Genomic DNA, 12,039 nt, shown 5'->3' with positions numbered 1-12,039 from the left:
GGCGGAATGCACGTTCCGAGGGGAACATTGCACTTTCCATGGCGCTGTCAAATTGCCCTGCGACAAGCATTGACCCGTGCATTTTCGATCACCACAATCCCCCTCGAGACGCGCGCGGGCCACCGCGCCCCTGACGGAGCGATGCAGTTGAAAGACCTTTCCCCTTCTGCGGTGCGTGTGTGCGATGCCGCCGTCGGCCATTTTGCCGAGTACGGCTACGACGCCTCTTCGCTGAACGAAATCGCCCAGCTGGCCGGCATGCGCAAGGCCTCCCTGTATGCCCACTTCGCCAACAAGGATGCCTTGTTCTTGGAAGTGTTCCAGCGGGCGCTGGTGCAGGAAACGGCCTTTGTCGAGCACGCCTTTGCCCAGGAAACCCGCGACGGCCTGGCACCCGGTCACTGGCTGGCCTTGCACCTGGCAGACCGTTATCGCGACTCGGCCGAACTGCGCTTTGTGCTGCGCACGGCGTTCCTGCCCCCGGCAAGCATCAAGCCGGTTGTCACATCGGGCTTCGAGCACTACCTGGACGGCATACGTGCGGGGTTCTGCCAGGCCCTGCAAGTTCGCCACGGCTGGGCAGAAAGCCGGCTGGCACTGTATGCCGATGCCTACCAAGGCATCATCGACAGCCTGTATGTGGAACTGATGTACGCAGGCCCCGGCGCCTATGAACGGCGCGCGGCAGCGCTGCTGAAAGTGCTGGAAGATTCGCTGTCGCTCAACCCCTGACGCCGGGTGCGTCAGGGTTTTATCTTTCTCATTTCATCCAGCAGCTGCATCAACTGCTGCAGCTTGTCCTCGCCGAACTGGGCGATGATCTTGTCGTAGTTGCGCGCCATTTCCTCGCTCATCGCCAAGAATGCCTGCTGGCCAACGTCCGTCAGGCTGATGAACACCCGGCGCTGATCTTCCGGCGACTTGCGCCGCCCCACGATGCCGTCGCGCTCCAGACGCTTGAGCACCCCGCTCATGCTGGGTTTGAGGATACACGCCAGTTCGGCCAGCTGATGGCTTTCCAGCTCACCTTGCTGGCGCAGGATACGGATTACCCGCCATTGCTGCTCGGTCAGGTCATGGGCATTCAACGCCGGGCGGAAGAACGCCATGGTGGCTTCGCGCGCCTGCAGCAAGGTCAGGGTCAGGGAGGGTCTTGGTGTGGTCATGCGGGCTCGTGGGGCTGAGAATAGCAAACCGGCGAGTATGCCAGTGCAGAATCATTAATACATTAATAGAATGGTTTCTACCCATTTCGTTGCAGCAACGCCCGGGCGCCTCTCGAAACGGCCTTATCACCCTTTCAATTCAGCAGGCTGCGACATGATCACCCTCGAAAGCCCCACCTACTACTCGGCGACCAAGAAGTACAACCTGAGCTTCCCCACGCTGGAAAGCGACATCGAGGCCGATGTCGTGGTGATCGGTGGCGGCTTCTCTGGCATCAATACCGCACTGGAGCTGGCAGAAAAAGGCGTGACCAATGTCGTCGTGCTCGAAGCCCGCTACCTGGGTTATGGTGGTACCGGGCGCAACGGCGGACAGATCATGGCAGGCATAGGCCACGACCTGGAGAAGATCCGCAGCAGTGTCGGCGACCAGGGTGTGAGAGACATTTTCGAGATCAGCGAACTGGGCGCCGGCATCATCAAGGCGCGCATCGCCCGCTACGCCATCGACGCCGACTTCTGCCACGGCTACGGGTACATGGGTTTCAACCGCCGCCAGGAACAGACCCTGCGCCAATGGGAAAAGGCATTCAAGGCGATCAACACACACGACGAAATCCGGTTTCTTGGCGGCAGTGAAGTGCGCCAGATCATCGGCAGCAATGCCTACAGCAGCGCCCTGCTGCATATGGGCGGTGGCCACGTACATTCACTCAACCTGCTGCTGGGCGAGGCACAGGCACTGGTCGGCCATGGTGCGCGCATCTTCGAACACAGCCCCGCTCTGGAAGTGACCTACGGCGAGCGTATCAAGGTGCGCACTGGCCGCGGCTCGGTACGCGCCAGCAAGCTGCTGTGGGCCTGCGACGGCTTCCTCAACAAGCTGGAGCCAGAACTGCACGCACGCACCATCAACACCTATGCCTTCCAGATGATGACCGAGCCATTGGCGGACGAGCTGATCGAGCGCATCAGCCCAATTCGCGGAGCCTACAGCGATATTCGCCCGGTGATCGACTACTACCGGGTCACCCGCGAAAACCGGCTGCTGTTTGGCGCCGCCACGCCCTTTATCGAGCACTTCCCGCGGGACCTGAAGGCCTGGAACCGCGCCCTGATGCTGAAGATTTTCCCCTACCTGAAAGACGTGCGCATCGACCTGGCCTGGGGTGGCCCGATGGCCACCAGTGCCAACCTGTTCCCACAGATCGGCACCCTCAGCAACCGGCCCAATGCCTTCTATGTGCAAGGCTATTCGGGCTTTGGCGTCACGCCCAGCCACATCATTTGCAAAGTCCTCGCCGAGGGCATGCAGGAAGGATCGAAACGCTATGACCTGGTCAGCTCGGTCAAGCATGCGCGCATCTTCGGCAAGGACCATTTCCGCCCGCTGCTGCTCACCGCCGGCAAGACCGTGCACCAGCTGTCGGGCTACTTCAACGGCCGTCGCTGAACCTTTTAACAGCGAGGCGTTCGTCAAGCATTACCTGGCGGTGACCTGAGCCCGGTAGTCCTTGGGCGAGCGCTCGAACTGCTTCTTGAACGAACGGCTGAAATGCGCCGAGTCGGTAAATCCCCACTTGTAGGCGATCGAGGTAATCGACTCGCCCTTGAAGAACGGGTTGGCCAGGTCATCGGCGCTGCGCTTCAGCCGTGCCCGCTGAATGTAGCGGCATACGCTATCGCCCTCCTCCTCGAACAGCCGGTACAGGTGGCGAACCGAAATGTTCAGGCGCCCGGCCAGGCTGGATGGAGTAAGCCCAGGCTGTGACAGCGACTCGTCGATTACCTGCTGCACGTAGCCGCGCAAGTTGGCACCGCTCAAGGCCCCAAGATTACCCGGCGTTTCGCCATGGCGCTCGAAGCCTGGCTCCAGCAGGGCGACAAAGGCGGTCTGCAGCGCGTCACCCTGGGCGCCATCACCGCTCACATTGCCGTCCTTGCACAGCTGGTCCATCAACACATGCAACATGCGCCCGCAGGCGTTGGTCGAGGAAATCTTGCCGAACATCGGGCCACTGCCCTGCACGTACTTGCGGACCTGCTCGCGTGACAGCGCCAACGAGACGTGCTCGATCAAACCGCTGGGGGTGATCTCGCAACGCCCGACCGAATCCATCAGCAGCAACTCGCCCGGCGCCAGGCTGACCTGCATGCCGCCTTGGGACACGGTCGAATGGCCCGCACGCTGGCTCACCAGAAAGCAATGCTGGTCATCGTCGAGGGTGGGGTTTTCGCCCAGCCGGCGGATGTTGCCGGCGTTGGTGCGCAGGTTGGCCAGCGGCAAGCCGGCGCGGGAAAAGGTGGAAACCTCGCCAATGAACAGCGAGTGATTGGACGCAAGCTCCGTCTCGAAGCGGCCGCAGATCTGCTGCATGGCCGTGGTCCAGCGTTCCAGCCCCTGACGGTTGGATTGTTGAGTATGCATGGCTGCCCTCGACGCAGGATTTGTTGTTATGCGCACATTGTTAACATGTTATCTATGTGCGCACAACTGTCATCATTTGTCGGTAGACACAGCAAGGCGTATGCCAAGCGGCGTCAAAGAGCAGGGAGCAAGGTGCTGAAATTGGCCAGGCTGGCCATCAGATGCGCCCGTTGCTGCGGGCTGATCGAAATATAGCGGCGAAACGCAGGCATGCGGTTGACCACTTCGCTACCCCCCATGTGCTCCAGCGTCAGCAACCACTGGGCCTCGTGGCAGGCCAGGGTCAGGCGCTTGAAGTCCAGCGGCATCAGTGCCGCCAGCAATGCTTCATGCTGTTGCAGGCCATCACGTAGCCGGGTGAAGCGCGCCTGGTCGCCCTTGCGGTATACACAGGTGAGGCCCGTGCGCCGCAACGCACCGGCATGGCGCACTTCAAGGCTCACGTCGCCCCCTTGCTGGGCAGCAACCTGCAACTGGAACTCGCAAGTGACGATGTGCATCAGCAAGTGCGCCTCGACACGTTCATGCACCTCGGCCCGCCAGCCTTGAGCCGGGTCTTGAAACACCCCGGCCGACGCGATGCCCTGCTGCCCCAGGTTGCGCGCCAGACACACCAACGTCGCCCCTGGGCAGTAGCCGGAAGGCGCCCGAGGCGCCAACAGCTGCTTACGCAAACTTTTGATCATGCACCACGTGCTCCACGGCATGGCCAGGCTCGGCGGCGAACTCCTTCTCAAGCACATCCTCCACCCGCGCCGGCTTGAACGGGTTGACCTTCTGCACGCACAGCGTCCAGAACAATGCGTAGGCCGCAGTCGCACCCAGCATGATGGCGAACGGCACATAGACATCGGCGGGGTTCATGCCTGGCGGTGTGATGAACGCCATGCCGATCAGAATGCCCGTGCTGGAGACGATTTGCGGCAGCGGGAACAGCGGCGAGCGGTAGGCACGCGGCAGGTCCGGGCGACGGATGCGCAGGATCACCACCGACAGCGTCACCAACAGGTAGGCAGTGCTCCACGCACACACGGCGGCCAGCACCAGGTGCAGGATGTTGTCCGGGTTGCCGCCCAGGTACCATGCGTGCAGGCAAGGGATCAGCGCCACCACCAGGATGCACAGCAGCGGCGTCTTGAAGCGCGGGTGCAGGTAGGTGAATACCTTGGGCAGCGCGCCGTCAACCGCCATGCCATAGAGAATGCGCGGCACACCGGCCATCAGCGTGTTGATGGTCGCAGCGCCAGCAAACAGGAAACCAATGCCCAGCCACACCGGGCCGATATCACCCATCACCTGCTCGGCAAAGCGCGGGATGGCCATGGGCGTGTCCAGCAGATGGACGCCGCTGGCGGCATCGAGCAGCACGTTTTCCACCTGGCGCTTCATCGCCGCACCGTAGATGAACATACAGCTGGCCACGCCGAACAGCCCCAGTGCCATTGCACGCGGCAGCACCCAGGCCGAACGACGCAGCTCGGGCGCCAGAGGCGTGACGAACTCGCAGCCAACGAACATGAACATGGCCATGCCGATCAGCGACAGGATGGTCATCAGGTCGGTGCCCACCAGCGATACGCCGAACGGGCCGTCCAGCTCCACTGCCGGTGCTACGATCAGGCCCAGCACACCGAACGCCATCAAGGTGGTCCACATACCGAAGGTGAGGATCACTTCTGCACGGCTGAAGGCGCTGACGCCAAAGGCATTGAGCACCGCGAACGCCAGCACGAAGCACACCCCCAGCAGCCACGATCCGCCGGCAGATTCTGCCAGGGTGTTGAGGTGTTCGAAGTTCACCAGCGCCATCACGCCCGAGAGGATGGTTTCGGCGGTGCCGGCAAACACATGCACGATCAGGTAGGCCGACAGCGTGCCGGTGATGGCGAAGAAGCGGCCCAGGCCGCAGTTGATGTAGTCGTACACCGAGCCAGTAGTCGGCAAGATCGACGCGGCCTCGGCGAAGGTGGTGGACTGCGCCAGCATCATCAGCGCGGCAATGACCATGGCCACGGCAAAGGCGCTGCCGCCGATGCCAAAGCCCATGGTCGCGGTGAGGATCACCGGGCTGGCCATGATCAGCCCGACAGTGCTGGCCAGTGCGGTGGGGAAACCGACCGTACCGCGGTTGAGGTGCTCGGTGAGCTTGTTATTGAGTGACATCGTTGTGCCCCGGCTTGTTTTTGTGGCGTTGAACGAGTGATTACTCTGCGCTGCGGGTGGCATGGCGTCTTGCCAATGGCTGCCGCCGGGTTTGTTGCTGCCTGCCAGCCCCTGGCAGCCACAGACATGCCGCTGTCACGCTGGCACAAGAACCGCCCTCGCCTACTCACTAAGCTGCAGGCTTTGGCTTCCTGCCCCCGGAGTTTGCATGAGCGACATTACCCTCCTTCCTGCCGTCACGGCATTCCTGGCCCGCGAGCATGGCGTGTTCATTCACGGTCAGCACCTCGCCAGCCAGTCGTCCGCGCAAGTTGCCGTGGTCAACCCGGCCAACGGCCAGACCATCGCCCACATCGCCGACGCCAACCAGGCCGATGTCGACCACGCCGTCAGCTCGTCGCGCCAAGGCTTCACAACGTGGTCGCGCACCAGCCCCGCCGCCCGCGCCGCCGTACTGTTCAAACTGGCCGACCTGTTGGAAGCCAACCGCGAAGAACTGGCGCAGCTGGAAACCTTGCAGTCCGGCAAGCTCATCGGCATCTCCCGCGCCTTCGAAGTAGAGCAGGCTGCACACTTCCTGCGCTACTACGCCGGCTGGGCCACCAAGATCACCGGGCAAACCATTACCCCGTCGCTGCCCTCGTTTGCGGGTGAACGCTACAGCGCCTTTACCCTGCGTGAACCGATCGGCGTGGTGGTGGGCATCGTGCCGTGGAACTTCGCCACCATGATCGCCATCTGGAAGCTGGCCTCGGCGCTCACCACCGGCTGCAGCATCATCCTCAAACCCAGCGAGTTCACCCCGCTGACGTTGCTGCGTATTGCCGAACTGGCCACAGAAGCTGGCCTGCCGGCCGGGGCGCTGAACGTGCTGACCGGTGGCGGCCTGGTGGGCAAGGCGCTGATCGAGCACGCGGGCACCGACAAGGTCTCGTTCACCGGCTCCGTGCCCACTGGTATCGCCGTCGGCCAGGCCGCCATGGGCGCCAAGCTGACCCGCGCGACGCTGGAGCTGGGCGGCAAGAACGCGGTGGCCTTCTTGCCCGATGTAGCAACCGACAAGGCTGTGAACGGCATCATCGAAGCCGGCTTCCTGCATTCGGGGCAAATCTGCGCTGCGGGTGAGCGCTTCTACGTGCACCGCTCGCGCATCGACCCGCTGCTGGACGCCCTGTCCCAGCGCCTGGGCCAATTGACAATCGGCTCGCCGCTGGACGAAGCCACCCAGTTCGGCCCGGTGGCCAACAAACCGCACCAGCAGAAGCTGGCCGAACTGTTCGCCATCGCACGCGCCGAGGGTAGCCAGATTATCCATGGCGGCAAGCTGGGCGACGGCCCCGGCTGCTTCGTCGCCCCCACGGTGATCCTCGCCAGGTCGGCCAGCGACACCCTGCTCAACCAGGAAACCTTCGGCCCGGTAGCCACCTTCTTGCCCTATGACGACGAAGACGAACTGCTGCACCTGATGAACGCCTCGCCCTACGGCCTCAGCGCCAGCCTGTGGACCAACGACCTGGGCAAAGCCATGCGCATGATCCCGGAAATCCAGGCCGGTACCCTGTGGGTGAACATGCACACCCTGCTCGACCCGGCGGTACCGTTTGGCGGCATCAAGGCATCCGGCATCGGCCGCGAGTTCGGCTCGGCGTTCATCGATGACTTCACCGAACTCAAATCGGTGATGATCCGCTACTGACCCACCCCTTGGCCAAGGCGTGCAAGCGCCTTGGCAGCCACGAACAAGACCCCGCCCCACCGCACACGCCCTAATAGGCCATCGCCGCCAACCGCGATGGCCCCTCGCCAAGCCGAGGGTGCCCCCGAACAACAAAGGCCCCCTGTGAAGCGGGCCGAGAACAATCGAGGGATGTGTAATGGTCAAACCGCAAACGCTGTCCACCCTGGCACTCGTCACCTTGCTGGCCAGCCAGGCCGTGCAGGCTGTTGAGTTGTACGCAGACGACGACAGCCACCTGAACGCCGACATGCTGGCGGTATGGGGCATGTTCAACAGCCGCAAGAACTACGACGGCACCCCGGGGGGATCAACCTGGCGCGAGGGCTTCATCAAGTATGGCCTCAGCGGTGACCAAGGCCTGGCTGGCAACGGCACACTGTATGGCAGCCTGAACTGGGTAAGCTCGGCCACCTGGGGCGATGGCGATGCAGCCGGCAACACCGACGGTTCCGAACGCACCACCAAGATCGAGGACGCCTTCCTCGGCTGGCGCTCGGCCGACCTGTTCCCCGTGCTGGGCAAGGACGGCGTGGACATTTCCGCCGGCCGCCAGACCATTCGCCTGGGCAGCGGCTTCCTGATCAACGATGACGGCCCGAACCTGGGCAATGGCGTGGCAGAGGGTGCGCTGGACCGTGGTGGCGCCTACTACCTGGCCGCCCGGCACGCCTTCGACCGCACTGCGATGCTGCGCCTGGGTGGCAGCGAAGGTTTGCACGGCAGCCTGCTGTGGCTGAAATCCGACAACCGCGCCCAGGCCGAAACCGAACTGGCCGCCGGCACACTGGACTACACCCATGCACTGGGCACCGTGGGGTTGACCTGGATCCACGGCATCGACGTCGCCGACCAGTGGGCCAGCGACTTCCAGAAGGCCCGCGAAGGCATGGACGTGTACAGCGTGCGCGGCGAAGGCAGTGCCGGCATCGACAATGCCAGTTTCGCCTTCGAATACGCCTGGCAGGACAAGACCGACGGCCCAGAACAAGCCTGGTACCTGCAGACCGGCTACACCTTCGCCGACCTGCCCTGGGCCCCCTCGATCACCTACCGCTATACCCGCTACTCGGCCGGCTGGGACTCGCTGTTCAGCGGCTTGTCCAACGGTTACGGCACCTGGTTTCAGGGTGAAGTCGCGGCCAATTATGCAGGCCCGTTCAACAGCAACACCGGCATCCACCATGTGGGCGTGAAGGCGACGCCGCTGGAAAACCTCACGGTCGGCGCCCTGTACTTCGACTTCGACACGGTGCGCACCCGCGACAGCCTCAACCTCGATGCCCGCGAACTGGACCTGTACATTGAATGGGCGGTCACCGAACACCTGATCATCAGCCCGCTGGTGGGCCTGTACCAACCGCGCAAGGACGAGAGTAACGGTGGCAACCAGGTGGGAGGAAATGGCACCAATGTGTACAGCCAGTTGACCGTGGCCGTGCCGTTCTGAAGCCACCTTTGAAACCGGCAGGATCCCTGTGGGTGCGGGGTGCCTGGCCCACGGAGGGGTTTGACCTTGCCTGCCCTGGCGAATACCATTCGCCAACCTACCGACCGGTAGGCGAAAAATCAGCCAGAGAAAACCATGCAAGCAGATCCTTCCCCCCCAATACGCTTCAGCTTCGCGCTGGGCCTCGGCCTGGTCGGTGCCCTCGGCCCTTCCGCTGTCGACATGTACCTGTCGAGCCTGCCGGAAATCGCCAGCCACTATCAGGCAAGCTTCACCCGTGTGCAGCTGACGCTCACCTTCTTCCTGCTGGCCATGGGCGCCGGCCAGTTGATCTTCGGCCCCATCGTCGACGCCTATGGCCGGCGAAAGCCGCTGCTGGCCGGCCTGCTGCTGTTCATCCTCTGTTCGCTCGGCGCAGCCGCAGCCCCCAGCCTCGATACCCTGATTGCACTGCGCTTCTTCCAGGGCCTGGGCAGCGCACTGACCCTGGTGGTGATCATGAGCATGGTCCGTGACGTGAGCCAAGGCGTTGCCGCGACCAAGCTGTTCGCCCTGCTGATGACCATCGAAGGCGTGGCACCGATCCTGGCACCTGCCTTGGGCGGCGTGATCGATGCGCACTTCGGCTGGCGGGCAGTGATGCTGGTACTCGCCGGCATGGGCCTGGCAGTGCTGGTCAACAGCTTGCTGAACCTGCCGGAAACCCTGCCCGTCAACAAACGTGCCCCCCTGCACCTCGGCCACGCCTGCCGTACCTATCTGGCCATCCTCGCCGACCGCCGCTTCCTGCGCCCGACCCTGGCCATGGCTGCCGTGTTCTTCTTCCTGTTCGCCTACATCGGCGGCGCCACACTGGTGTACCAGGCACACTACGGCCTGAGCGCCCAGGCCTTCGGCCTGCTGTTCGGGGCTACCGGAGTGTCGATCCTGTTCGGCGCCATGGCCGCAAGCCGCCTGATCGGCCTTCTGGGCCTGAACAACCTCACCCGCCTGGGCGTGCTGTGCATGGCTGGCGGCGCCTGCATCAGCCTGCTCGGTGCGCTCACCGGTCTGGGGCTACCGGGTGTGGCTGGCGGCATGGTGGTGGCGCTGTTCGGTTTAGGCATCGCCGAGTCGACGCTGATGTCATTGGTCATGGCCTCGCAAGACAAGGCTTTGGGCTCCACCGCAGCGCTGCTGGGCGCCATCCAGTTGTCGGTGTCCGCCAGCGCTGCCCCGCTGGCCGCCGTGGTACTCGGCCACGGCCCCACCGCGTGGGCCGCGCTGCTCGCCCTGTGCACCCTGGTGGTGTGCCTGCTGACGGCCCTCAGCTTGCGCGACACCCCCGCCAGCTTCTCGCTCGCTGGCCATTGAGGCCTTGGCACTGACGGTCAACTCGGCTGGCAGGCAGGCACAAGACGACCTACCAGTCGTTAGCGAAACTGGCTGCCACGTCACCAACAACAAATCCGACGGCAGCCAGCCCCGCGAGACCCGCCATGACCCCCGATACCAGAATTGATTTCATCTACCTGTCCGAACAGGACATGATCCGCGCCGGCGTCACTGACATGCCCGCCTGCGTCGACACCATGGAAGAAATGTTCGGCCTGCTGTACCAGGGCGACTACCGCATGGCCGGCCCGAACAGCGACTCGCACGGCGCAATGATCACTTTCCCCGAGCACTCGCCGTTCCCCACCATGCCCAAGCCCACCGCCGACCGCCGCATGATGGCGATGCCAGCGTACCTGGGCGGCAACTTCCAGACCGCAGGTGCCAAGTGGTACGGCTCGAACATCGCCAACCGCGAAAAGGGCCTGCCGCGCTCAATCCTGATGTTCACCCTCAACGATGCCGACACCGGCGCTCCGCTGGCGCACATGTCGGCCAACCTGCTGTCGGCCTACCGCACCGGTGCCATCCCGGGCGTGGGCGCTCGCCACCTGGCACGCAAGGACGCCAAGGTCATCGGCCTGGCCGGCCCGGGCGTGATGGGCAAGACCACGGTCGCCGCGTTCATGGCAGTGTGCCCGCTGATCGACACCCTCAAGCTCAAGGGGCGCGGCCAGAAGAACCTGGATGCGTTCGTTGCCTGGGTCAAGGCCACTTTCCCGCAAATCACGACGATCCAGGTGGTTGAAACCCTGGAAGACGTGGTACGCGGCTCTGACCTAGTCAGCTACTGCAGTTCGGGCGAAGTCGGTGACCCCAGCCAGTACCCGCTGGTACGCCGCGAGTGGGTCAAGCCCGGCGCGTTCCTGGCCATGCCGGCGCCGTGCAGCATCGACGCCGGCATGGAGCAGGACGACGTGCGCAAGGTGGTGGACAACACCGGCCTGTACGAAGCTTGGTTCGCCGAGTTGCCCAAGCCCGCACACAACCACGTACCGCTGGTTGGCGTGCGCTTCATGGACATGATTGCCGAAGGCAAGCTGGCCGCCGAGCAAGTGGAGGACATCGGCAAGATCATCTGCGGCGATGCACCAGGGCGCCTGCACGACGACGAAATCATCCTGATGTCGGTGGGCGGCATGCCCGTCGAGGACGTGGCCTGGGGCACCGTGGTGTACCGCAAGGCGCTCGAACAAGGCATTGGCGTAAAGCTCAACCTCTGGGAAACCCCCGTTCTCAGCTGATCCCCCCACTACCCGATAACAAGGCAAAGCCCATGACACAGATCACCAAACTGAAAACCGGCTCCAGGTTCGAAAACATGGCCAGCTACTCCCGCTTGGTGGCGGTAGACAACTGGATTCACGTCTCCAACACCGCCGGGCGCAACCCGCAGACCCAGGTCATCCCGGAGGATGTGATCGAGCAGACCCACCAGGTGTTCGCCAACATCGAAACCGCCCTGGCGGCGGTCGACGCCAGCCTGGCCGACGTCATCAACTCACGCGTGTTCATCCAGGACCCTGCCGATGTGCCACGGGTAATGGACGTGATCGGTGAGAAGTTCCGAGGTATCGACCCGGCCACCACGGTCACCTGCCCGCCTCTCGGCTCGACCGTGTACAAGGTCGAACTGGAAGTCACGGCCTATCGCGGCGCAGGGCAAGCACACGTGACCATGATCCGCCTTGGCCAGTAAAGGCTCTGACTGCCCCTGAGCACT

At 63.5% G+C, this 12,039-nt stretch carries 11 protein-coding genes; 7 read left to right on the top strand and 4 right to left on the bottom strand.

Annotated elements, in window-relative coordinates; genetic code table 11:
• Positions 1–141: 141 nt before the first annotated feature.
• On the top strand, positions 142–732 hold the full coding sequence (locus FHW75_RS24910; protein WP_019096829.1) for a TetR/AcrR family transcriptional regulator: 591 nt from the start codon (positions 142–144) through the stop codon (positions 730–732).
• A gap of 11 nt (positions 733–743) precedes the next feature.
• Here the strand turns inward: FHW75_RS24910 and hpaR are convergent, their stop codons facing one another.
• A complete protein-coding gene (gene hpaR, locus FHW75_RS24905; protein WP_019096830.1) occupies positions 744–1,166 on the bottom strand; it encodes a homoprotocatechuate degradation operon regulator HpaR in 423 nt (140 codons plus the stop codon).
• Between the two features lie 154 nt (positions 1,167–1,320).
• Here hpaR and FHW75_RS24900 point away from each other — a divergent pair, with 154 nt between their 5' ends.
• Positions 1,321–2,619 (top strand): FAD-binding oxidoreductase, encoded by a 1,299-nt coding sequence (locus FHW75_RS24900; protein WP_183674912.1) that lies wholly within the window; start codon positions 1,321–1,323, stop codon positions 2,617–2,619.
• A gap of 30 nt (positions 2,620–2,649) precedes the next feature.
• Here the strand turns inward: FHW75_RS24900 and feaR are convergent, their stop codons facing one another.
• The 3 genes from feaR to FHW75_RS24885 form a co-directional block, all read right to left on the bottom strand.
• A complete protein-coding gene (gene feaR, locus FHW75_RS24895) occupies positions 2,650–3,594 on the bottom strand; it encodes a transcriptional regulator FeaR (protein ID WP_025752803.1) in 945 nt (314 codons plus the stop codon).
• Between the two features lie 113 nt (positions 3,595–3,707).
• Positions 3,708–4,280 (bottom strand): DUF3156 family protein, encoded by a 573-nt coding sequence (locus FHW75_RS24890; protein WP_019096833.1) that lies wholly within the window; start codon positions 4,278–4,280, stop codon positions 3,708–3,710.
• A complete protein-coding gene (locus tag FHW75_RS24885) occupies positions 4,261–5,757 on the bottom strand; it encodes an APC family permease (protein ID WP_019096834.1) in 1,497 nt (498 codons plus the stop codon). Before FHW75_RS24885 ends, FHW75_RS24890 begins: the two co-directional genes overlap by 20 nt.
• 208 nt (positions 5,758–5,965) lie before the next feature.
• On the opposite strand from FHW75_RS24885, the gene FHW75_RS24880 reads away from it, so the two are divergent.
• The 5 genes from FHW75_RS24880 (at position 5,966) to FHW75_RS24860 (ending at position 12,015) form a co-directional block, all read left to right on the top strand.
• Positions 5,966–7,453: an aldehyde dehydrogenase family protein gene (locus tag FHW75_RS24880; protein ID WP_025752805.1), complete on the top strand. Its 1,488-nt coding sequence runs from the start codon at positions 5,966–5,968 to the stop codon at positions 7,451–7,453.
• Between the two features lie 178 nt (positions 7,454–7,631).
• The gene (locus FHW75_RS24875; protein WP_025752807.1) at positions 7,632–8,942 is read left to right on the top strand and encodes a hypothetical protein; all 1,311 of its coding nucleotides are present in this window, start codon (positions 7,632–7,634) and stop codon (positions 8,940–8,942) included.
• 135 nt (positions 8,943–9,077) lie between these two features.
• A complete protein-coding gene (locus FHW75_RS24870) occupies positions 9,078–10,295 on the top strand; it encodes a multidrug effflux MFS transporter (RefSeq protein ID WP_019096837.1) in 1,218 nt (405 codons plus the stop codon).
• Between the two features lie 125 nt (positions 10,296–10,420).
• Complete coding sequence (locus FHW75_RS24865; protein WP_019096838.1) at positions 10,421–11,560, top strand: tyramine oxidase subunit B; 1,140 nt, start codon at positions 10,421–10,423, stop codon at positions 11,558–11,560.
• A gap of 32 nt (positions 11,561–11,592) precedes the next feature.
• The gene (locus FHW75_RS24860; protein WP_027615015.1) at positions 11,593–12,015 is read left to right on the top strand and encodes a RidA family protein; all 423 of its coding nucleotides are present in this window, start codon (positions 11,593–11,595) and stop codon (positions 12,013–12,015) included.
• Positions 12,016–12,039 lie beyond the last annotated feature (24 nt).

The sequence above is a fragment of the Pseudomonas sp. OG7 genome, from assembly GCF_014192825.1.
In the GTDB taxonomy this organism is placed as follows: domain Bacteria; phylum Pseudomonadota; class Gammaproteobacteria; order Pseudomonadales; family Pseudomonadaceae; genus Aquipseudomonas; species Aquipseudomonas monteilii.
Note: the sequence above shows the minus strand (reverse complement) of the source record. Positions and strands in the feature narration are given on the sequence as shown.